Origin of the sequence: Spirosoma endbachense (assembly GCF_010233585.1) — a bacterium.
Lineage (GTDB): Bacteria > Bacteroidota > Bacteroidia > Cytophagales > Spirosomataceae > Spirosoma > Spirosoma endbachense.
In genome coordinates this window covers 8997377-9020199 of the sequence record NZ_CP045997.1, presented here as the reverse complement: position 1 = coordinate 9020199, position 22823 = coordinate 8997377, and the positions used below count along the sequence as shown (strand labels likewise).

The 22823-nt window shown below is 46.5% G+C and carries 16 protein-coding genes; 4 read left to right on the top strand and 12 right to left on the bottom strand.

All coding sequences use genetic code 11. The annotated features are described in order from the left end of the window. Positions 1 to 28: 28 nt before the first annotated feature. The 10 genes from prpC to GJR95_RS36235 form a co-directional block, all read right to left on the bottom strand. Complete coding sequence (prpC, locus tag GJR95_RS36280) at positions 29 to 1183, bottom strand: bifunctional 2-methylcitrate synthase/citrate synthase (RefSeq protein ID WP_162390511.1); 1155 nt, start codon at positions 1181 to 1183, stop codon at positions 29 to 31. Beyond that, entirely contained in the window at positions 1170 to 2087 is a 918-nt protein-coding gene (gene prpB / locus GJR95_RS36275; protein ID WP_198424774.1) for a methylisocitrate lyase, read from the bottom strand. Before prpB ends, prpC begins: the two co-directional genes overlap by 14 nt. A 145-nt stretch (positions 2088 to 2232) precedes the next feature. After that, positions 2233 to 3552, bottom strand: a complete 1320-nt coding sequence (locus tag GJR95_RS36270) for a mandelate racemase/muconate lactonizing enzyme family protein (protein ID WP_162390510.1) — start codon at positions 3550 to 3552, stop codon at positions 2233 to 2235. A gap of 17 nt (positions 3553 to 3569) precedes the next feature. Further along, positions 3570 to 4871, bottom strand: a complete 1302-nt coding sequence (locus tag GJR95_RS36265) for a mandelate racemase/muconate lactonizing enzyme family protein (RefSeq protein WP_162390509.1) — start codon at positions 4869 to 4871, stop codon at positions 3570 to 3572. A gap of 162 nt (positions 4872 to 5033) precedes the next feature. Continuing rightward, entirely contained in the window at positions 5034 to 6476 is a 1443-nt protein-coding gene (locus GJR95_RS36260; protein ID WP_162390508.1) for a RagB/SusD family nutrient uptake outer membrane protein, read from the bottom strand. 26 nt (positions 6477 to 6502) lie between these two features. Then, complete coding sequence (locus tag GJR95_RS36255; protein WP_232540972.1) at positions 6503 to 10009, bottom strand: SusC/RagA family TonB-linked outer membrane protein; 3507 nt, start codon at positions 10007 to 10009, stop codon at positions 6503 to 6505. A 42-nt stretch (positions 10010 to 10051) separates the two neighbouring features. Further along, the gene (locus GJR95_RS36250; protein ID WP_162390507.1) at positions 10052 to 11020 is read right to left on the bottom strand and encodes a FecR family protein; all 969 of its coding nucleotides are present in this window, start codon (positions 11018 to 11020) and stop codon (positions 10052 to 10054) included. Positions 11021 to 11144: 124 nt separating this feature from the next. Beyond that, positions 11145 to 11819, bottom strand: a complete 675-nt coding sequence (locus GJR95_RS36245; protein ID WP_162390506.1) for an RNA polymerase sigma-70 factor — start codon at positions 11817 to 11819, stop codon at positions 11145 to 11147. A gap of 692 nt (positions 11820 to 12511) precedes the next feature. Next, positions 12512 to 13669 (bottom strand): iron-containing alcohol dehydrogenase, encoded by a 1158-nt coding sequence (locus tag GJR95_RS36240; RefSeq protein ID WP_162390505.1) that lies wholly within the window; start codon positions 13667 to 13669, stop codon positions 12512 to 12514. A 232-nt stretch (positions 13670 to 13901) separates the two neighbouring features. Further along, on the bottom strand, positions 13902 to 14729 hold the full coding sequence (locus tag GJR95_RS36235) for a sialate O-acetylesterase (protein ID WP_162390504.1): 828 nt from the start codon (positions 14727 to 14729) through the stop codon (positions 13902 to 13904). A 690-nt stretch (positions 14730 to 15419) separates the two neighbouring features. Here GJR95_RS36235 and GJR95_RS36230 point away from each other — a divergent pair. Beyond that, the gene (locus tag GJR95_RS36230) at positions 15420 to 16724 is read left to right on the top strand and encodes an SGNH/GDSL hydrolase family protein (protein WP_162390503.1); all 1305 of its coding nucleotides are present in this window, start codon (positions 15420 to 15422) and stop codon (positions 16722 to 16724) included. 210 nt (positions 16725 to 16934) lie between these two features. Continuing rightward, complete coding sequence (locus GJR95_RS36225; RefSeq protein WP_162390502.1) at positions 16935 to 17144, top strand: sensor histidine kinase; 210 nt, start codon at positions 16935 to 16937, stop codon at positions 17142 to 17144. A gap of 176 nt (positions 17145 to 17320) precedes the next feature. Here the strand turns inward: GJR95_RS36225 and GJR95_RS36220 are convergent, their stop codons facing one another. After that, complete coding sequence (locus tag GJR95_RS36220; RefSeq protein ID WP_162390501.1) at positions 17321 to 18178, bottom strand: hypothetical protein; 858 nt, start codon at positions 18176 to 18178, stop codon at positions 17321 to 17323. 466 nt (positions 18179 to 18644) lie between these two features. On the opposite strand from GJR95_RS36220, the gene GJR95_RS36215 reads away from it, so the two are divergent. Continuing rightward, complete coding sequence (locus GJR95_RS36215) at positions 18645 to 20696, top strand: sensor histidine kinase (RefSeq protein WP_162390500.1); 2052 nt, start codon at positions 18645 to 18647, stop codon at positions 20694 to 20696. Positions 20697 to 20783: 87 nt separating this feature from the next. Continuing rightward, positions 20784 to 21560 (top strand): LytR/AlgR family response regulator transcription factor, encoded by a 777-nt coding sequence (locus GJR95_RS36210; RefSeq protein WP_162390499.1) that lies wholly within the window; start codon positions 20784 to 20786, stop codon positions 21558 to 21560. A 90-nt stretch (positions 21561 to 21650) separates the two neighbouring features. Here GJR95_RS36210 and GJR95_RS36205 read toward each other — a convergent pair whose 3' ends face one another. Next, entirely contained in the window at positions 21651 to 22601 is a 951-nt protein-coding gene (locus GJR95_RS36205; RefSeq protein WP_162390498.1) for an SMP-30/gluconolactonase/LRE family protein, read from the bottom strand. Between the last annotated feature and the right edge of the window lie 222 nt (positions 22602 to 22823).

The window sequence follows — 22823 nt, the reverse complement described above, 5'->3', positions numbered from 1 at the left end:
GAGAAATTGAGACTGATTGATGGCTGACTTATCGGTTAAACAAAGGCACCATTTTCCGATTTTCAGGACCTTTATAGTTTGCCGTTGGCCGAATGATTTTACCATCTTCACGCTGTTCAATCACGTGGGCGCTCCAGCCAGTAACCCGGGCGATGGCAAATAAAGGCGTAAAAAGTACGGTAGGAATGCCCAGGAGATGAAACGATACGGCCGAGAACCAGTCGAGATTGGGGAACATCTTTTTCTCCGTCCACATCAGCGCTTCCAGCTGTTCGGCAATGTTGAACAGCAGCATACTGTTTGCTTCTTCGGATAGGGTTCGGGCCACTTTTTTAATGACCTGATTGCGCGGATCGGAGGTGGTATAAACCGGATGGCCGAATCCAATAATGATCTCGCTGTTTTGTAACCGTTTTCGAATATCGGCTTCAGCTTCTTCAACCGAAGCATAGCGGCTCTGGATGTCATAAGCAACTTCATTGGCACCCCCATGTTTTGGGCCGCGCAGGGCACCAATGCCCCCCGAAATAGCTGAATAAATATCAGACCCAGTTCCAGCAATAACCCGGCAGGTAAAGGTTGAGGCATTAAATTCGTGCTCGGCGTACAGATTCAGCGAAATATGCATGGCTCTGATGGCCGAAGCAGACGGTTTTTCTCCATGTAATAAATGAAGAAAGTGGCCTCCAGTGCTTTGATCATCTGTCTGTACAGTAATGCGGTTCCCATTTTGCGAAAAATGATACCAATACAGCAACGCTGAGCCGAACGAAGCGAGTAATTTATCGGCAATTTCGCGGGCACCGGCAGCATTGTGGTCGTGTTTTTCGGGAAACAGGATGCCCAGTACGGATGCATAGGTGCGCAACACATCCATCGGATTCGCTGACGCCGGGATTTGTTCCAGCACATTCCTGGCAGAGGGAGACAAACCCCGTAAGGCTTTCAGCTTAGCCTGATAGGCAGCTAACTGGGCGCTGTTGGGCAACGAACCGTGAATCAACAGGTAAGCCACCTCCTCAAACGTTGCTCCGTCGGCCAGTTCAAGAATATCGTAGCCCCGATAGTGTAGATCATTACCGGTTCTGCCGACAGTACAGAGGGCAGTATTACCCGCTGGGACGCCTGAGAGGGCAACGGATTTTTTCGGTTTCGGGAGTGGCTGCTGGTCAATGATTTCCATAACTGTTGGTTGCCTGGGAGAAAAGCGTATCTAACTTTTGTTCGAATGCGTAATAGCTGATGCTTTCGTAAAGCTCCTGACGGGTTTGCATGCTGTCGAGTACGTGTTGCTGAGTACCATCGGTTCGGATGGTGTGATAGACGGTCTGGGCCGCTTTGTTGGCGGCTCGAAAGGCCGAAAGCGGGTACAAAACCAACCCGACACCAGCCTCTCGTAACTCATCGATCGTAAACAGTGGAGACATGCCAAACTCGGTGATGTTCGCTAAAATCGGCAGCCCGGTAGCATTAACAAACTGCTCATAGAGAGGCAGTTCCGTAACAGCTTCGGCAAAAATGAAATCGGCACCAGCCTCCTTATACGCCACGCATCGTTCCAGTGTTTTAACTACTCCTTCCCCCGCCAGCGCATCCGTGCGGGCTCCAATTACGAACTGCTGGTCTGTACGAGCATCGACTGCCGCTTTGATCCGGTCTACCATTTCGCCCTGACTCACCACTTCTTTGCCGGGGCGATGGCCGCAGCGTTTGGCTCCTACCTGATCCTCGATGTGTAAGGCTGCGGCCCCGGCTTTAATGAGCGACTTAACGGTGCGTCCGATATTGAAGGCTGACGGGCCAAAACCGGTATCCACATCCACCAGTAAAGGCGTATCGGTTACGTTGGTGATTCGGTAGATGTCGGTTAGCACATCGTCCAGGGTAGTGATTCCTAAATCGGGGATTCCGAGCGAGCCTGCGGCAACTCCACCACCCGAGAGGTATATGGCTTTAAAACCGGCCTGTTCGGCTAGCAGCGCATGATTAGCATTGATAGCTCCTACGATCTGTAAGGGTTTTTCAAGGAGTAATGCTTTCCGAAAACGGTAACCCGGAGAATAGTTCATGCTTGAATTTTCAATCATTTCAGGTTGTGATAAGGCGCTAAAACCAGTGGAAGGTTCACGCTGGCCAACAACAACTATATTACTAGTTTTACATCACTGACCAGCGTGAACAGATAATCGATTCATGTTCCCTGCCGTCTATCAAATCGGGCAATTCAGTCCACTACCAATCCTTGACTACCGTATGCGTTTTGATATAATCCGGATCAATGGTGATGCCCATACCCGACCCCGTAGGCACCTTCAGCACGCCATCGTAACTGGTGATGGGATCGCCGGATTTGTAGACGATCGGGATTTTATTGCCGTTTGCATCACGGGTGTTGAACGTATCAAATTCCTGGTATTTCCCGGCATTGGGGCAGGCTGAAATAAAATGCAGCATGTAGAGGTAGCCCAGCCCATATTGGGTGATGTGCGGCACCAGCGTTTTACCAAATACTTCAGCCATCCGGGCCACTTTCATGGAACGGATCAGGCCCCCGAAATAGAGCTGATCGGGTTGGACAACGTCGCAGGCATCGTTGGCAATCAGCCATCGGAATGTACTGATAAAGGCCTCTGATTCGCCGGTAAAAATGGGAATTTTCAGCCCGTCTTTCACCATTTTGAGCTCATCGTACCAACCATAGGGTACCATTTCTTCCCACCATTGATAATTGTATTCTTCGAGGATCTTGCCCATTCGGATGCCTCCCTCTACCGTAAATTTGTTGTTGCCGTCGCAGCCCAGCACGATCTTATCCCCGAAGGTTTCCCGGGCCATCTTGATCAGTTTTAAATTACCGGCTTTACTGTCCTGATCCAACTGCCCTGGCCCACCCACGCGCATTTTGATGGCCTTTGCCTTTGTCTCTTCCAAGTCTTTTTTGACAATTTCCAGCGATTGTTCCGGCGGTAACGATAGCAATTCAGTGATCCGGCTTCCCTGATAGACATTAACCATAGGATTGACGATGTTTCCAATCAACGCACCAATCGGTTTTTTAATCGTGTTGCCCATCATATCCAGGATGGCCAGCTCCACCGTGGCCAGAACAACGTTCGTAGGAACCCCACCCGATTTACCATGTTCATCTGGAATCAGGTCCTCCAAATCGCGGGCATCTTTACCCTCAAAACGAGTAAAATAGAAATGGGTAAGAGGCCAATTTCGGACGCTTTGCCCCCCTCCCCCTTTGGGATTTAGCCCCGTATGCCCAACGGCAATCCCTTCGGCTCCATCTTTAGAGCGTACCCGGACTATAAAATTCTCCCGATCCCGCAGCAACTCCATAGTCTCAATCATGACAGGAGAAGGGAATAATTCCTTTTTTAAAACGGGTCGTTTCAGTGCTTCATCCAGTTTCGCATAGCGTGCTTTCAGGTCAAGCGGTTTCGGGGCATCCGAATGCCCATCCCCGCCCAGAGCAGCTACTGAGCCGGCCATCCCAAGGCCACCTGCCATGGCAGAACTAAGAAAATGTCGTCTATTTGTTTTCATGAAATCGTTTTATTGAATTACCAATCCTTTACTACTTTGTGTTTTTTGACATAATCGGGGTCAATCACAATACCAAGCCCCGACCCCGTTGGCACCTTCAGCACGCCATCATGACTGACAATTGGATCACCGGATTTGTAGACAATCGGAATCTGATTCCCATTGGCATCGCGAGTCGAAAACAGATCGAACTCCTGGTATTTCCCGGCATTGGGGCAGGCTGAAATAAAATGCAGCATGTAGAGATAGCCTAGCCCGTATTGGGTGATGTGCGGTACAATCGTTTTGCCAAACGCTTCAGCCATCCGGGCCACTTTCATGGATCGGATCATACCCCCGAAATAGAGCTGATCGGGTTGGACTATATCACAGGCATCGTTGGCAATCAGCCATCGGAATGTGCTGATATAACTTTCTGATTCACCGGTTGAAATCGGGATTTTTAGCCCGTCTTTTACGTGTTTCAGGTCGTCATACTGGCCAAACGGAACCATTTCCTCCCACCACTGGTAATTGTATTCTTCCAATACTTTGCCGATACGGAGTCCACCTTTACGGGTATAGTTTCCATTACCATCACAGCCCAGAACAATCTGATCGCCAAACGTTTCCCGAGCCATTTTGATCAACTTTTCCGTCCTTCCCGGCGCATTGTCACCATCAAGCACTCCGCCACCGCCCGCTCTCAGCTTGATTGCTTTGGCCTTGCTTTCCAATAAATCCTTCTTGACAATTTCGAGTGACTGTTCTGGTGGTAGCTGACGTAGTTCCACAACCCGCGAACCCTGATAAATGGGTATCATAGGATGGATGATTTTCCCGATCAGTTCGCCTGCCGGTTTTTTTGCCAGATTTCCCATCATGTCCAGAATGGCAAATTCCAGAACGGCCACCTGAGAATTGAAGGGAATACCACCACTTTTACCACTGTCACCGGGGACCAGGGTGTCCAGCTCACGGGCATCTTTCCCGAGAAACCGGTTCATAAGACCTTTAAAGGCAGGCCAGCTTTTGCTATTCTGACTTCCGTGACCAGCCGCAATGCCTTCGGCGCCGTCTTTGGAGCGTACCCGCACCAAAAAATTATCCCGGTCGCGCAGCAATTCAATAGTCTCCAGAATAACTGGAGAGGAAAACAATTCTTTTCGGAAGATCGGTCGTTTCACGACCTCATCCAGCTTATCGTATCGGGCCTGAAGGTCGTTGGGCATTGCGCTATGGGATCGGATGTCTCCTCCATAGGAAGATAGGGGCAAAGATGCCACGCCAAGACCACCTGCCACGGCGGAACTAATAAATCCCCGTCGATTTGTATTCATAATATCGGTTTGATTCGTCTGATCGTCAACCAACTGACCGATCAGTTTATGGTGGATTTCAAGGCAATAGGAATGAAGGACATCACAGTATGGAAAGTCTGCGTGTCAGGGAGCAGGGACAAACCACCGGGTTTGCCCCTGCTTGGGCTGGAACATACCCCGTTAATCGTAGCCTGGATTCTGGGGGAAAATAGTGGGATTGTTAATAACCTGTATCTGCGCGAGCGGAACCGGGAATATGGTCATGAACGGCTTTATTCCCTGTTTTTGCAGCACAGTAAGTGCCTGTCCCGTTCGCACTAAATCAAACCATCGCTGGCCTTCCAGATAGAATTCCAGTCGACGTTCCAGGTAAATTTTGTCCCGCAAATCGCCCTGAACCAGATTACTGTATTTGCTGGCTCCTGCCCGAGTACGTACCTGATTCAGCACCGTGAGGGCCTCGCTGGTCTTCCCGTTCTCGCTCATCGCTTCGGCATACATAAGCAGTACATCCGCATACCGAATGACTTTCCAGTTGGCCCGGCTATCGTTCGCATTGGGTTCCGACGTCATGTACTTTTTACTGTAGGTCGTAACGTCAATGGGAGTCATGGGGATCTTGTTGCCATTCTTGTCGATCAATCCATCGGCTACTTTAGCAACGGAAACGGCTTTTCGCTGGTCCGTGGACTCGTAGAGAGCAAAGATGCCTTCCGTAGGTGCTCCATTTTGGCCGCCCGAGCCTTTGATGCCGTAAAAATTCAGAACCGGCGATAGATTGGGGGTAAAGATATTGGTGAACGTACTACCCAATCCCAGCCCACCATCCTGGTATTCAATATCGAATATATATTCGCTATGGTGTTCGTCTTTCGTGTAATCGAACAAGTCAGTATAGTTGGGCAACAGTGAATAGCCCATCGTTGTCAGTTCCTGCAATTTGGCTTCTGCCTTGGCAAACTCCTTATGCGTCAGATAGGCTTTGCCCAATAGCGCTTTAGCAGCTCCTTTCGTGGCACGACCCACGTCCGCACCAGTATATTTTGCCGGCAGTTTACTCTCCGCATCCATCAGATCTTTTATGATCAGATCGCTATAAATGACATCGACTTTATCACGACCTTTTGTTGACGCTTCAGCCGCCGATATGGGCGCAGAAATAAGCGGGATATCCCCAAATATTCTGACCAGGTCAAAATAGGCCAGCGCCCGCAGAAATTTGGCCTCACCGATGTGCCGATCTTTATTCGTAATCAGTTTCGGGTCGGCAGCTTCTATTTTAGACAATACCGTATTCGCCCGAAAAATAATCTGATAATACGCTAACCAACTGGTATTGAGGATAGGGGTGTTGCTGTTAACAATAAAATTATTGATGTTAACCAGATCGATCGAAGCCGAATGCTGTTGCTCCATATCGTCGCCCGGCAAATCACCATATTGCCAAAAGCTTAGATACTGTGCCATAAATGGCTGGTAGATACCAATTACAGCATCCTGAAAATCTTTATCATTTTTGTATAACGCATCGGTACTGACGGTCGAGATAGGACTTAATTCAATAATCTCCTTCCGGCACGAAAAAAAGCACATCAGGGTGAGTAAACAGAAAATCTTTTTCATGGCTCTCGTAGGGTATAGGAATGATCTTAAAATCCGACACTTAAACCCAGAATCAGGCTCTTGGGCAGCGGGTAATCGTTATTATCAATGCCTGGCGTCAATGCATTATCGCTGGTACTGACGTCGGGGTTGAAATTGACGTTCCTGGTAAATAAGAATGGGTTGGTAGCATTCAGGTAAACTCGTAACGAACTCAACTTGAGCGTTTCAATAACTTTCGTGGGGAACACATAACTCAGCGTGACGTTATTGATACGCATATAGCTCCCATAGTCAAGTTGCCGTGTACTGTAATTACCCCGTGCATTACCTGTCGGCTGATCGTTTGGCCTTGGCGTTTGGCCATCCCCAATATCTGATTCGGATTTCCAGTAATTATTTAAATAAGCAAAGGAAGGAATTCGACCTCGTAAAGACGCTGCACCACCTGCTTTCGCCTTACTTAGTACCTGATTACCTTGTGAACCCTGTAAGCTAATGCTCAAACTCAGGTTCTTATAAGCAAACCGGTTAGTCATCCCGTAAAAGAAATTAGGATAGGGCGACCCCATTATGGTCTTGTCGTAATTGTCAATAACCCCATCCTTTTTGCCCGAAGGACCACTCAGATCCACAAACCGAACATCGCCCGGACGTGATTTCGTGACGGCTCCAGGAGCAAAAATGGGTCCTTTATCGACTTCCTGCTGATTTAGAAAAATTCCGTCGGTTAACCAGCCAAAAAACATACCGATGGGCTGGCCAATCATGGTCACGTTTCCATCCACATAGATCGGATCGCCGTTTGGCCCCAGTTTGACAACGCGATTCTGATAGGTCGATAAATTAAAATCCGTTGACCAATGAAATTTTTTGTCGACGTTGATCGTGCTTGCGACAAACTCCCAGCCCGTATTTTTGACCTCCCCAATATTTTGTAAGGAGTTACTGAAACCCGTAATGCCTGCAACGTTTACATTCAGTAATAAATCTGTATTCCGGGACAGGAAATGATCAATATTCAACGTGAGCCGGTTGTTGAAAAAGGCAGCATCAAGCCCAATATTAAATGAGCCTTGTTTTTCCCAGGTCAAATCCGGATTGGCCAGTTTAGCCGGTCCAAATCCCGAAATAGCAGCCCCGCCCAAATCATACTTTAAGTAATTGATGGTGGCAAAATGCTCGTAATTCCCAATATTATTATTCCCAGTTTTTCCGTAGCTCGTTCTTAATTTCAGTTCACTGACATGGCGTAGATTCTTGATAAAAGGCTCGTCGGAAATACGCCATGCCAGCGCTGCCGACGGAAACACACCATACTTATGGTTGCTCCCAAACCGGGACGACCCATCGGTACGGATCGAAGCCGTGACGTAATACTTACTGTTGTAATTGTAATTCAATCGGGCCAGATAGGATATCAGTGACCATTCATAAATAGTGGAGGTTCCATTCGTGATAATTCCACTGGTGGCACTCAGCGTTGGTACCAGATTATTCGGGTAATTATTACTGGTTAAGCTATTGGCTTCGGTATGTTCTTTTTGAACGGTATACCCCGCCAGGGCCGTAAACTGGTGCTTATTGATACTCTTTGTGTAGTTTAAGGTATATTCGGTCAGCCAGTTATAACTCATCGCGGTGCTATCTCGACCAACGGCCGGGTTGCTCAGGAAAACCGGCAGGTTTGGAAAGAATTTCATCGCTCTGAAACTCTGCAATGAGGTCCCTACCATCACATTAAATTTCAGGTTATTCAGAATGGTATATTCGGCACTGACATTACCCAGTAACCCCATTCGCTTCTGTTTATTCAGAACTTCACGGGCCAGGGCAACGGGGTTATAGGCCGTAGGTCCAGCGCTCATCCCCGGACTAAAAATGAAGTACGATCCGTCGGGATTGAACATAGGATAGTAGGGTTGCACATTCGTTGCCTGGGCAATGACGCCTTCATTCGCTCCGCCCGAAGCGCCTGTCGATGTAACGACATTAGCATCCGAAAACGAAGGATTTAAATTTACTTTTACGGCTAATCTGCGGGAAACCTGCGCATCGATATTGGCGCGAAAAGAGTAGCGTTTAAAATTCGTATTGATGACGATCCCATCCTGGTTGAGGTATTCAGCACTAACCGCGTATTTTACATTCTCACTCCCTCCCGTAGCTCCTAACTGATATTTCTGCTGGGGTGCTGTACGCAGCACAGCGTCCAGCGGAACGTAGTTGGTGGTGTTTTTTCCGGAGAGCACATCGATAATATCCGTAGGAACGGGAATTTTCCAGGTAGCCGGATCACCTGTCATACTGTTCCCGGCATCTATATTTCGGTTCACAATCCCATCGTAGTAATACTGAGCCTGTTGCGGGGCATTCATATACTTAGGTGTTTTTAGGGATTGCTGAAATCCATAAAACGTATCGAACGTTAGCGTTCCCCGACCCACTTTACCTCGTTTGGTATTGATGATGATCACGCCATTCGCCCCGCGTGATCCATAGATAGCTGTTGCCGATGCATCTTTCAAAATATCCATGCTGGCAATATCGTTGGGGTTTAATGACTGTATGTTGTCGGTCGGAAAGCCATCGACAACATACAAAGGCCCGGCCCCTGCCGAGATGCTACCAATGCCCCTTACCCGAATTTGAGGGGCGGCACCCGGCTCTCCAGAAACCGCTTTCACCTGTACGCCCGCTACACGACCCGCCAAAGCCTGATCGAGCCGGGTCACGCCCAGGTCTTTAATTTCCTTATTATCAATCGATCCGACGGAGCCTGTCAAATCTTTTTTCTTGACCGACCCATACCCGACCACTACGATTTCGTCGAGTGTCTTATCGTCAGCTTTTAGAGTAATGTTGAGTGCCGTACGATTACCAACAGCTACTTCCTGTGGCTGATAACCGACATAACTAAATATAAGGATGGCGGAAGGGTTCTCAACCTCCAGTCGAAAATGGCCATCGGCATCTGTAGTAGTCCCTTTTTGCGAGCCCTTGATAATGATACTAACGCCCGGTAAGTTTTCGCCTTTTTCGTCAACTACCGTGCCCTGAATGACCTGTTCTGTACTACTTTCGACTACTTGTTTGGATGAAAGTGGTACTGAAAACTGAATGTCCTGTGCTTCAGCATGAGCGATGGTCAAGGCGAATGGCGTTTGGATACTACTAGTTCCTTCACTCCCAACGTGTTCTTTAGCCATGATCACGTACCCGCCATTTTTTGCCTTTTTGTAGCGTAGCCGGGAGATCTGTAAAAGCCGGTCCAGATTATGCTCCAGATTGTCGTTGTAGTCAATCACATTGGCCGGGACGGTAATACGATCGACTAAGCCACCTTCAAATAAAATGTCAACCTGATAGCGTTTTTTCAGTTCCTGGAGAACACTGCGCAAGGGTCGCATTTCGGGGCCAGCCTGGCCAGAACTTCTGGCTGTTCGCACGGTTTGGCGAGCTGATGCCAGGGTAGGTACTCCGCTGGATTGGCCTAAAACGGATAGGGAAAGCAAAAACATCCCTACCCTCAGTATGCCTAAGGGGTAGCTCATGGTGAACTAAAAGTTAAAAGGTTAGAAAAAGGTGATTAGGAATTAGTTGACGTTATTCAAAAGAATCACGTGATTCTTTTGTCGTTCAATTTTGAGGTTGAATATGTCGGCTATCGTTTTGAGAAGTTCGTCCGCATCATCAGCCTGAAACGATCCTACCAGTGTCCGTTGGGCCAATTTATCACTAGGAATATCTACCTGGAGACCATATGTTTCATTCAGCATATCACCAAACTGGCGAAGAGTCATGTCGTCAAACACAAAGCGATGTTCCTTCCAGGCAGAATATTTCTGGGCATCAACCTGCCTTTTAAGCTTCGGCTGATTATGGCGATCCAGAATAACCAGGTCACCCGGCTTGAGGGTCACTTCTTTGGTGACACTGCCTACTGTGTAATTAATAGCGACTTTACCCTTCTCTAGGGCTACTTTAGCCCCCTGGGACCGGGTGTATACTGTAAATTCGGTCCCATGTACAGTTACGTTAAAGCCTTTCTCCGTTTTTACTAAAAACTTCTGATTATCTGTCGTATGCTTAATCGCAAAAAAAGCCTCCCCTTGTAATAAAACTTCTCGTGTTCGCGTGCCAAACCCAAAACGAGGTATCTGTAAGGACGAATTGGCATTCAAAACAACATGACTGCCATCATCCAGTTTCAGCGTACGTGTTTCCCCAAAAGCCGTCCTGTAGGTTCTGAATAAAATAGACTCACGGCCAATCCAGGCAGAAAATAGCAGCAAAAGCGCCAGGCTTGCGGCTACAAGCCAGCGATGCAAGGTTGGCAATTGAAACGTATGCCTTCCGGGAACTGAGGTCTCAACCGGCCCCTGATCCTCTATTGAAGGATGCGAACTAGTCTCCATGTGCTGGACATAGCGTTGCAAAGGCAGTTCAATTTCAGGCTGATACAACGCCGACTGCATTTCCCATTCCACTAACCATTGATAGAACTGCTCCTGGTTTTTTTCTTTTTGTAACCATTCCTCGATTAACCTTTTTTGCAAAGGCATCGTCTTATTCTCGAAATGGTCAAAAAGTAATTGTTTATTAACCATTGTTTTCATCTCATTGTGGAATCTGTTATAACAGACAAATTTTAGCGAAAAGATACGTAGCCGAATGAGTAGATTTTTTTTATGAACCTATCAACATCACCAGTAAAAGCATCCATTGGTCTTTTAAACCCGTACGAAGGGTTCCTAACGCTTTGGCTATGTGAACTTCAACGGTGCGGACCGATAGTTTGAGCGATTCGGCAATAGCTTTGGGTTTTATGCCTTCAAACCGATTCATTATGAATATTTTCTGGCACTGAGGAGGTAAAGACGCTACGAGTTCATCAACTTGAGCGTACAGTTCGTTAACCCGCATCATTAATTCAGGAACATCCGCAGCAGAAGATTCAAGATGAAGAATGGCTTCCAGAGAATCTGTCTTGGTTAACTCATTGGCTAAATAATTATAAGCTCGATTGCGGACCGAACGAAAAAGATAAGAGCGATAGGATTGAGTAATGCCCTGAAAGGCTTTCGTATTCCAAAATGAAAAAAAAACATCAGCCACAAGGTCTTCGGCTATTTCTTTAGAGTAAACAAAGCGTACAGCATGTGTACACATTGCCGAATAGTAGAGTCGAAAGAGCAGCTCACATCCTTTTTGAGGGTTAGTCTCAAAGGTTTTTCGAATAAATAATTCTGAATCTATTGGCGTTCCATGAGACATTTGACTGTCTTGCTCATCTGAGTGTCGGGGGTGTAGCGTTCCCTTCTTCGTGGAAAGCTCTGTATTCAAAGAGAAGACAACGGACATAAGCTTAAAATCTAACAATATTTTCTTTGAAAATTTCACCTTATACCAACACAGACAAAAAAAGACCTTGTTGTACGTAGTCAGAATTCTTTTTTTAATATCTTTTTTTATTGGTTCAAAATAGCGGTGCCATTCATCTCCATTTTATAGTTCCTAGATGTGAGTCTTAGTGTATTAATTTGACAATTCGATAAGCTGTTTCTTTCACCAGCTCCAGATATATCCGGCCAAACCGGTCAGTGTACATGAAGTAGATGAAGGCCTATATTAGATTTAGGACTTTCGCTGCCAAGCGTGCCACGGTTACTGATGCCGCTCTTGATAACCGTGGCACGCTTGGCAGCGAAAGTCCTACGATTGTAAGCGACAACTGCACTGAGCGTTGGTGCTGCTATTTTTGAAACTTATAGGGGTAAAGGTTATCTAGGCAATACCAGTAAGCTGATAAATCAGTAAACCACCCAAATGTAGAGCCAGGTTGGGCAGCTAAAGCGTTTTCTTTTTGCGCGAAACTGTTTAACCTGCCTTAGAAAGCTAACTGCCTGGCAGGATCGGTGCGGTCTTTGCCTTTATTTTTGACAGGCTAGCCAGGGCACCAGTTTCTATCCAACCAATATATGATCTGTTGGTAATTGACCATCCAATGTTTTACATTCTGGTCTGGTGTTAACTAGCAATATAAACCGCTTTACTTACCAGACTTGTTGATAGAGAGCAATAATTTCATTTGGGGTGGGTACGATTGGGTTGTTCTGGGGACTACCGGAGGCAAGCGCGTCAGTAGCCATTTTTTCCAGTAAATGCTCAAAAACTAGTTGGTCTATACCCTTACAATCCCGTAATCGTGGTATTTTTAACAATTGATTCTGCTGGTCCAAATAAGCTAATAAAGCGTTGCAGGCAGCCTCATCAGACTCGTTGACCACCTGACCCATTGTCCGGGCTATTGTTGCGTATCGTTCAATAGCACCAGGCACCGAGAATCGTGTCACAACAGGCAATAGAATGGCGTTACTCAACCCGTGTGCCAGATGAAACTGCGCACCAAGGGGTCGACTCATACCGTGTACTAAACATACGCTGCTATTGGTAAAGGCCATACCACCCAGGCAGGCTGCCATTGCCATTCCTTCACGGGCTTTCCGGTTCATAGGCTCTTGCCAGGCAGTCTGCAAATGCATGGAAACTAAGTTAATACATGATAAAGCAAGCGGATCGCTCAGCAGATTTGCCTTCTGCGATACATACGCTTCTATACCATGTGTGAGCGTATCGACCCCAACATGGGCGGTTAAGGTCTGGGGCATTGAAAGCGTGAGTTCGTAATCAACAAGCGCTATAGTAGGCATGAGATGGGCGTCAAGAATCATCATCTTTACGTTCCTCTCTGTATCGGTAATGACGGTTACCTTAGTGGCTTCACTACCGGTTCCGGCAGTGGTCGGGATAGCAATTAATGGTAATCCCTCATTCGGAATTTTATGATAACCTATGTACTGGTGCAAAGGCGCTTCATTCGTTTGCATCACAGCTATCGCTTTGGCGGCATCAATTGAACTCCCTCCTCCTACAGCCACGACTACATCGGCTTCGTATTTATTCAATTCTGCCAGACCGTCCAAAACATTTTGAACCGTCGGATCGGGCTGCACAGCGCTGAATACAGCTACAGCAAGACCCGCCTGACGGAGCGGTTCCGCCAATGTCTGCACTAAACCCGTACCATTGATAAACGGATCGGTAACGAAAAACACCCGCCGGGCGCCGATGCGGGCAAGTTGGGAAAGCAATTCATGTCTGGCGCCAGCACCATGAATAATGGTTTGGGGAGCATTAAAAAGGTAACTCATCGTTTCGAATTAACTGCCTGGGTTTGGAAGTTATTAACTAAGAGTATGCCTTATGCTACTCCTACCTCCATCAGACCTTTTTAATTCAAAAAAAGGCTGGGTCAACTTAGCAATTGACCCAGCAAACTACTATCAGTCAGTATCTTGCACCAAGATTAATCATCGTAGAAATCGTTCAGTTAAACCGCTGATTAGACCTAAAATAGTTTTTATTTTTAGGCCCCACAAATCGCTATTTTTTCTGGCTAGTAATCTGATTTGCGACGGCTTCGCCAACTTTATTTAAGCCAGCCTGACTGTAATGAATCTCATCCGTCATCCAGTCTTTGTCGGGAAACTGTCCCGGATCAACAGAGATCAACTGAACACCGGGTACCTGCCTGGCAACCTTACGCTGAATTCGACGAACTTCATCGTAGCCTTCGCGGGGGTGATTAGCATAGTAGCCAGTCAATACGATGAAAAACGGGAGATTAGCCCCTAACTCCGTTCGAAAACGAGCAATTAAGGTAGTGAGCGCCGTTTCGTATTCATCAGCCGTCATTAGTTTGTCATTGATGGTATTGGCATCCCGTTCTCCCTGCATCCAGATGATACCATCGACCCGGTGTTTTACCCTTCGTTCAGCCTTTTTAATTTTTTCAATTGTTGGTGCAAACAGAAGTAAACGACCCGTTTCGGCCCAACTACCATAGGCCTTTAATTCAGCTTTTTGATGACATGAACTGCCCCCACGCGCTGCTGAAACGATCACGATTGAATCGCCGGTAAGTTTGTGTAATGTTGTGGCCAGCGCTGGAGCAATACTGCCCGTATTGGCTTTATTAAAATACTGATCGTCCTGCCCGACGGGGTCTTTCAAGACCGACAGAGAATCTTTTTTTGCGTTATAATCGAAGCAAGTGGGACACTGGTATTTCGCTGACGTCCGACTATCGCCCTGCCCAACGGCGTTGCTTTGTCCGGCCAACAGGAATAGTCGTTGTTGTGCCCGAACAATTTTACCAGCCAGCATCAGGCTACCAAACACGAAGAACGATTTATAAAGAAATGATTTCATCAGGCTAGCTATCGTTTCTCTGCTTTCAACTGGATTTCGACGACATTCATTCCTCAGGCTTCCAATATCCGTATTCTTTTTTCCCTCAAACCGACACATAATGAATACCTTCTGACTTTAAGGAAGTACCGAGCGGATAACTTGCTCGATCTTCAGGTAGAGTTCGTTGAATTGTAATTCCTGATGTACTGGGCGTTACCTCCAAAATCTGGCAAGAAAAATCGTCGGTAGGCTTCTCTCGGCCAAATTCTTTCCTCAAGCTCGCGAAGGCAGCATGCCGTACGGTTGTAAACAAATAAGCGCGGTAGAATGTCGTAACGGAACGGTGTAATTGCTTTTGCCAGAACTAACTGAACACATCAATCACCAAATCTTCGGCTGCCTCTTTATTGTACACAAACCGAACGGCATGATTGCAGAGCGGCATGTAGTGCCTTCTTTACGAAATATGCCTCGATCCCGAATACGGTAGACGTACGTAATAAAGGACTTTTCGTTAAAAGTGGTGGGTCAGTTGTTCAGGTGCAACCATTCCAGATGCTGTTCCCCATTCCGTTAGCCAAGATTCAGATATAATCCTATACTTATACAGAATCCGGGCTACTGATTCTTCTCACCCGGCCCTTCTCCTGTTTAAGCAGAGGGGCAGGGAGAGGAGCAATTCATTATACCAAAGTATCCTTATCAGAAATGAACCGAACTGCCCTGATTTTACCCGTATTCGTTCTCACGTTAGTGCTTGGCTGGAGCTGTCAGAAACCATTGTCAACAGGTGCTACCTCTTCTAAAAAGACAGCTTCGAGGGGGATACAGGAATTCCACCAACGGAATGGCCTGCCGAATTTCTTTCAGAAAATAAAGGAAGGGCGTGAAATTAACGTGGCGTATATCGGTGGTAGTATTACCGAAGCGGGCGACGGCTGGCGTAGTCTGACCTTTAACTGGCTCCGAATCAATTACCCTCATAATTCATTTAACGAAATCAACGCAACTATCGGCGGAACAGGATCAAATCTGGGCGTTTTTCGGATTGATCGTGACGTGCTTGTCCATAAGCCCGATCTGGTCTTTGTAGAATTTGCGGTCAATGATTCAGGGCGTTCTCCCCACCAGATCGAGCAGTCGATGGAAGGTATTGTTCGAAAAATCTGGGAAGCCAATCCAGCTACCGATATCTGTTTTGTATACACGCTGTCTGCAAACCAGTTAAAGGATTTACAGGAAGGACGTTATCAGGTGACGGCACAAACCATGGAAGAAATCGCCGATCGGTATCAGATTCCGTCCATTAATATGGGGGTAGAAGTGGCCCGACTGGCTACAGAGGGCAAATTAATTTTCACTGGTAAACCCGAAGAAAATCCCGGCAAGATTGTCTTTACGACCGACCGAACGCACCCTTTATCGAAATCTGGCCATCCGATTTATGCCAGTGTTGTACGGAAATATCTTGAAGAAATGGAACGCCTGAGTGGCGCAAAACCACATGTTCTGTCTACCCCATTAGCCGCTGACAATTGGGAAACAGCCCAGCTAATCACACTTTCTGAATTGCCTCCATCGGTTCACTGGCAAAAGTTACCGGCCGATCACGAACTCGTTAAGTCGTTCTCCAAATTCATGCCAGCTATTTATAAAGCAACTTCACCGGATGCCTTACTACGTGTCAGATTTAAGGGAACTACGCTTGGCTTTTATGATATAGTTGGGCCGGGATCGGGGATTCTGGAAGTGACGCTCGATGGCGAGAAGCGAGAAGTCCAACGATTCGATCAGTACTGTCACTATTACCGAAAGTTTAGTTTTTATCTGGATGGTTTAAGCGATACGGATCATGAAGTAACTGTACGCGTAACCGGAAGGGCATTCGACAAGGCAGCTATCCTACAGAAACGGAACATCAAAATAGACGACCCCAGTCGCTACGCCGAAAATGGCTGGTATCTCAGCAATCTACTTCTGGTTGGCAAATTAGAATCCCTTCACTGGGACTGATTGGCCTTTAACTACGTAGTTCTATGATTTTTTTGCCGTACATCCTGCGTTAAACTACTTTTTCTGCTTCTCAGTCCGGTTTGGATGCTGGCTCAAACTGCTCCGACTGCCTTAGTCGTACCTGTGAACTGGCAACAGCAAGGTATTCTGATTCAGCTACAGGATGAGTTAAAAACCCTAAAATGAACTGGCCGCTTAACTGGCTTCGGTATGCTCGTGAGGAGCTTAGGGTTCGAGTATAAGCAGGAGCAGCTCAGAGTTCTGATTGGCGACAACGGAAAAGGGTTTGATCAAACCCTGTTAAGTCTGCGAACTGGTCAGACTAGCATGCAGCAACGGGCTGATGCCATAGTGGCCCAACTTCGGGTACGGTCGGAGCCTTGCCAGGGGGCTCCTCTCCAACTGGTTGTTAATACGTAACGAAGGTTTATCATCTACTTTCACGGGCGAAAATTCGCTTAAAAGCAAACTTTTCGTGAACGCATTAAGTAGTCATTGGCAATGATAGCCGTTCAATTATCGAAGGAATTTTGTGGACAAAGCGTATTTATATGGTATTTATAATTAAACAATAAATTGTTCTGTATTGTGATTTTTCAGGCTGTAATATCTCGTTTCTTGAGCTTTGTCAATAGCGCAATCCCTAACCAATATAATAGAAAAAACGGAATTCCCGGAATAAAGAATAGGAATAAAAATTCAAATCCCTTCGGAAGGTTCATTTCAGTAATGAAGATTAGTGTTGCTGAGACAATTCCCACTAAACTGAACATTGTATTTATGATTGGACTCCAGATTTTGATTTGTTGCAACTTGTACAAATGTAATGAAAGCCATATTACTAATATGAATTGAACATACCGCCCAATCACGCCAATTGTAATCATATTGAAATTATCATAATTTTTGCCAAATTCTTCAGGATTTTTACCCTGACTTACCCATTCCTTCAACCCTTCCGGATATAAGTAGTGATGAGTGAATTCCCATGTATATTCTGCGATGGCGATGATAAAAATCACGGTCATTATCCATCTGGTCGTTTTTTTTATTTTCAATGAATTACTACTAAACAGGAACAAGGCAAAACATCCAAAGAGTATTAATGCTAAAAAAAGTAAACTATACCTTAAATGTTCCCGTTCGGGGTGTTCAAGCATTTTAACGCTGAGGTCAGGTGCGGAAGCTAAACCATATATACCAATAATTGGCCATACTAACAAAAAAAGCAACATTCCGCCAACTGGTATTTTTTCGAATGATTGATGAAAATAGTTAAATAGTAGTAATGCAATCGAAACAATTCCAATTGAAATAACTATCCAAATTAGTATATAATTCTGAAAACTATTCCCATCAACATAGGGCGAATAGTTGCCCAGCACAGCCGACACCAAAAATGGAAGTATAACTAAAAGTAAAGCCGTGAAAGTTATTAATAGTTTCGTTTTCATTAGTTAGTCAATTTAAACGTTTTGATGGAAAACTTTCCCGCCACTTGGGAGCGGATCGGCTGGTTTAAGGGGGCAGGCTTTTCATGTTGTCATCCATCATTTTTTTCATGTTGCCATACCATGCGCTACAATCTCAGCCATTGACAAACACAGGGCAGGAAGAAGATTGATCTTCACTGGTTTATGAGATTAGGGTTGGGGGATTATTGATGCCAGACGTGAACGCTATCCGTTTAGGTTCGGCATCAAACATAGGCCGACGCGCAAGGCATAGCAAAGGCTATTGAGGGAAGGACGCAGATTTTGAGTGAGTAACCAGAATGGTGAGCTAACGAGGAAACGGTATATACCCAAGGCTCCCTCAATAAGAAAGTCGCTTACACAAGAAAAGTGAGCATTGGCTAACTTGAACTAGCAAGTGTGATCTGAAAATCAGTAGCTTGCTTTACAGAAAACCTCATTATCCATGAACTACTGGCTGTTGCTTTTATTGGGGTTGCCGCTACTGGTAGAAGCACAACACGTTGGGCCAGCCAGGGCTGTCACTACGAATCAGGCTGTCTCCGTGGGTATGCTCCCGCCATTCCAGCTGAATGGTACACCCAACTGGACGAAGTCGCAGGATATGGCCAGCCATACCTTGTTTTATGATGACCTATCAGGTTTGCCTGAGCCGTTCCCCGTCATTCATCGGCAGAGGTTCCTTCCCTTTGCCCAAAAGCAGCAGACATTCCGAAATCCTCCACAATCAAAGGTGTCGACCATTGTTACCTGGCTGGCATTCCGGGTTCAAAACACTAGCCCAACCCAATCGGCCGAAACCCTGCTGGATATAGGCGGGCATGGGCAGATTGACTTATACACGGATCGGGGCGTGCATGTGGAGCAAACGGGTATCTATTTTTTACCCTATAATATCGGGCAATGGGAGCCTATTCACTTGCAGGTTGGCCCGTTGCAGACCACCACGTTTTTTGTGAAGATCACGGATTTAGTACGTGTTGTATCGCCCATACTGCCCATGCTGCATACCCCCTTAAGCCTGAAATTGATAATTGCCGACCGTTCATACCTGATGAGATGGTTGTTTTTGTCTATGGCAATGATAGCTGCTGGTTTGTTTATTATGAGTCTGTTTGCGGTCACGCAGTATTATTTCAATCGGGATCTGGTCTTTCTATACTATACAATCTTCTGTTTTGCCGCTTCCTTCTCCGTGGTGTGGAATATGAATTTTGCGTTAGGGTTAGGCCTGCCGTTACAGATGCGATCAACAAATCAACCTTTTTCCTTTATCATCTCGTTCTTTTATATCTTGTTTATTGCCCGCTTTATTGATTTACCGATCCATTCCTCTAAAACCTGGGCGTTTCTACGTGCTTTGCTGGTTGTGTTTGCCATTCAGGAAGCCCAGGCTATCTACGAATATGGTAATGGGTTGATTTTTAGAGCTAATTGGTACTATCTCGGGCAGGAGTTACCATTTTTAGTGGCCGGTATCGTGGTCTTTATTGCCTTATTGCGCAGTAAGAGCCCATTTCGAGGCTATCTGCTCGTTGGAATTATCTGCCTATGGCTGATCTCTTATTTCGTTTTATTTTTAGATGTTCGAATTATGACGGGCAACTCTTTTATTCAGGTGTTTGCCAGGTTCCTTCCGTTTTTCTTCAGCCTGGGCATATTGTTTGAGAGTTTCTTCTTTTTGCTGGCCCTGGCTTATCGAAATCGGTTAGTTGAAGTCGAGAAAAACCAGATGCAAGGACGGTACACCCAGCAACTCGAAGAGCAGCTCACCATACGAACGCAGGAAATCGAGTCCAAGAATCAACTGCTGGAAGACCGACGCATTCAGCAACTTCAAACTGAGTTTGAGCATAAACTGGCCGATACTGAAATGACGGCCCTGCGCGCCCAAATGAATCCTCATTTTATCTTCAACTGTCTCAATTCCATCAAGTTATACACGCTTCAAAACGATACCGATAAAGCCTCCGATTACCTGACCAAGTTCTCCCGGCTTATCCGGCTCGTCCTCGAAAACTCCCGCGCTGACCGCATTCCGCTGCAAAACGAACTGGAAGCTCTCCAACTCTACAGCGATTTGGAAGCCATGCGCTTTAAACATAAAGTACGGGTGGACATTCGGGTTGACCCCGACATCGACCAGCAGGAGGCTACCATTCCGCCCTTGTTACTCCAGCCCTACGTCGAGAATGCCATCTGGCATGGGCTGATGCATAAGATGGAAGGGGGAACCGTAACGGTTGAGGTCACCCAACCTAACGATACCTATTTGCACGTTGAAGTTACGGATGATGGCGTTGGTCGGGCGCGGGCGGGAGAACTCAAAAGCAAGTCGGCTGGCAACCATAAATCCTTTGGCATGCAAGTAACGGCCGACCGTATACGGATGATTAATGAACTCTACAACACCCAAACACAGACCCAGATTTTTGATTTGGTCGCCCCCGACGACGAACCCCTCGGCACGAAAGTCGTGCTGGATATACCGATTTAATTTTGAATGAGTGAGTGTTTAATTGATTGATTAGCTAATGCGTCAGCTATTCAATCAATTAAACACTCACTCATTCACTCATTAATTATGAAGGCTCTCATCATTGACGACGAACCCGATAATGTGCAGTTGCTGGTGCTTCAACTGGCTCGGCACTGTCCACAGGTGGAGATTATTGGGCAATTTACCGATAGTCCATCGGCCTTGATTGCCCTGCGAACGTTGCGCCCTTCGCTGGTTTTTCTGGATATTGAGATGCCCATGTTGAACGGATTTCAATTGCTCGAACAACTCGGTGAGGTGTCGTTTCAGGTTGTTTTCGTGACAGCCTACAATCAATATGCGGTGCGGGCATTCCGGTTTTCGGCCCTCGATTATTTGCTCAAGCCTGTCGATACGATTGATCTGGTGAACACGGTTCGCCGGGCTGAACAGGCCAGTCTCACGGCTTCGGGTGTAGTGGGAGCGGCTCAGTTAGACTTGTTGCGATCGTGGTATCCAACAACTCAATCGGTGAGTACATCCCCGGCAACGCTGCCAACAAAAATAGCACTGCCCCATGCCAATGGACTGACGTTTGTAGAAACAAGCCAGATCCTCTACGCCGAATCCGACAGTAATTACACCAATTTCGTGCTGGAAACGGGCGAAAAATACCTCATTTCCAAAACCCTCGGCGATGTTCAGGAGATGCTGGAAACACGGAATTTCCTGCGCGTTCATCGGCAGTACATAGTGAATCTGGATCACATTAAACGTCTGGTCAAAGGCGAAGGTACTTATCTGGTGCTGACTACGGGGGCCAACATTCCTGTATCCAGGCAGCACAAAGATCGCTTATTGGAGCGGTTTGGCTGGGTGTAATCTAGAGTGCCATCTAGCTGAAATGGGCAGTTGATGGTGCTATGGCATTTACAAGAATCCGTCAGCTTGCCCGGCTCTTAACCCACTTGCCTAGCGGAACCGCTGAATGCTGAAGTCCCGCGCATCACCAACTTCTCCAATACGGGCATTGAGTGTATAAAGCTGACCATTAACGGCTACGCTTGTTGTTGCACCCGTGTACCCACTGGCGTCGTATTTTAGAATTGTGGCCGATTGCCAATTATCCGTACTACGCAGCTGGGCCACCCGATTGCCACCGGTCACAACATATAAGTCGTTATTGAGAAAGGTCAGTCCATCACCGGGCAACGATCCTGTTCCACTCACTTCAGTGATCGCATTGCCGTTTTGTAAATCCACTTTAAACAGTTTCCCCTGTCCCGTATTAGCGACAATGAGGAAGCCATTCGGATGGTAAGCAATCCCATTTAAGCCGAAGGTCAGGCTGGCGAATCGAACATCATCTCTTACCAGAATACTGGCTGCTCCAGCTCCGGTAACTTTGTAAATTACAGGGGAAAACGAATCCGTCACATAGGCTGTCCCATCGGGAGCAATTGTTACGTCATTGGCAAAGTTTGGGTCGGCAGCGGGTAGCAATGCATCAAGATCCGTCCGACGCTCAAGCTGCCGGGTAGCTAGGTTGAAGACCAGTAGTTCAGCCGTTTGGCGGGTGGTTGAGGGAGTACTTCTAACTGACCGACCCTGATCACTATTGCAGACAAACACGCGGCCATCGGCTACTTTCATCCCAATAGCAGCAATAAATCCAGGATCTGTCAGCAAATCCTCATAACGACCATCGGTATCGACTGTACCTACCTTACCAAGCGGTATGGATGTGACCAGAAATTTAGCCAATTGCGAAGAGTAAGCAATACCTTCTGGATATTGGCGGTCAGCCACAAAATTAATACGTTCCGGAAATGGTGCATTCGGACTCTGACTGTGATCTTCACAGGCGGTCAGCCAGGTAGCAGACAGGACAAAAAGAAAACGAAGAGTAGATGATTTATTCATAACGAGTAGGAAATTTGGAAAGTGATCAGATTAACAGTCAATTCACTCTTTCAGTATCACTGTAAAAAGCGTTGTTTATGAAATTTGTTTAGCTGATTAGCCTTATTTTATCTAACCATTGGGCGACCGTTTTCTGGCCTGTATGGTAGGGATTGTATATATTATCTGTTTAAAACAGTTGGCTGGCTACTTACGGATGCTCGTAATTAAACCATTTAGGAC

Bases quoted from the DNA above. Each gene is read 5' to 3' on its own strand.
- prpC (WP_162390511.1), bottom strand. From the start codon at position 1,183: ATGGAAATCATTGACCAGCAGCCACTCCCGAAACCGAAAAAATCCGTT.
- prpB (WP_198424774.1), bottom strand. From the start codon at position 2,087: ATGATTGAAAATTCAAGCATGAACTATTCTCCGGGTTACCGTTTTCGG.
- GJR95_RS36270 (WP_162390510.1), bottom strand. From the start codon at position 3,552: ATGAAAACAAATAGACGACATTTTCTTAGTTCTGCCATGGCAGGTGGC.
- GJR95_RS36265 (WP_162390509.1), bottom strand. From the start codon at position 4,871: ATGAATACAAATCGACGGGGATTTATTAGTTCCGCCGTGGCAGGTGGT.
- GJR95_RS36260 (WP_162390508.1), bottom strand. From the start codon at position 6,476: ATGAAAAAGATTTTCTGTTTACTCACCCTGATGTGCTTTTTTTCGTGC.
- GJR95_RS36255 (WP_232540972.1), bottom strand. From the start codon at position 10,009: ATGAGCTACCCCTTAGGCATACTGAGGGTAGGGATGTTTTTGCTTTCC.
- GJR95_RS36250 (WP_162390507.1), bottom strand. From the start codon at position 11,020: ATGCCTTTGCAAAAAAGGTTAATCGAGGAATGGTTACAAAAAGAAAAA.
- GJR95_RS36245 (WP_162390506.1), bottom strand. From the start codon at position 11,819: ATGTCCGTTGTCTTCTCTTTGAATACAGAGCTTTCCACGAAGAAGGGA.
- GJR95_RS36240 (WP_162390505.1), bottom strand. From the start codon at position 13,669: ATGAGTTACCTTTTTAATGCTCCCCAAACCATTATTCATGGTGCTGGC.
- GJR95_RS36235 (WP_162390504.1), bottom strand. From the start codon at position 14,729: ATGAAATCATTTCTTTATAAATCGTTCTTCGTGTTTGGTAGCCTGATG.
- GJR95_RS36230 (WP_162390503.1), top strand. From the start codon at position 15,420: ATGAACCGAACTGCCCTGATTTTACCCGTATTCGTTCTCACGTTAGTG.
- GJR95_RS36225 (WP_162390502.1), top strand. From the start codon at position 16,935: ATGCTCGTGAGGAGCTTAGGGTTCGAGTATAAGCAGGAGCAGCTCAGA.
- GJR95_RS36220 (WP_162390501.1), bottom strand. From the start codon at position 18,178: ATGAAAACGAAACTATTAATAACTTTCACGGCTTTACTTTTAGTTATA.
- GJR95_RS36215 (WP_162390500.1), top strand. From the start codon at position 18,645: ATGAACTACTGGCTGTTGCTTTTATTGGGGTTGCCGCTACTGGTAGAA.
- GJR95_RS36210 (WP_162390499.1), top strand. From the start codon at position 20,784: ATGAAGGCTCTCATCATTGACGACGAACCCGATAATGTGCAGTTGCTG.
- GJR95_RS36205 (WP_162390498.1), bottom strand. From the start codon at position 22,601: ATGAATAAATCATCTACTCTTCGTTTTCTTTTTGTCCTGTCTGCTACC.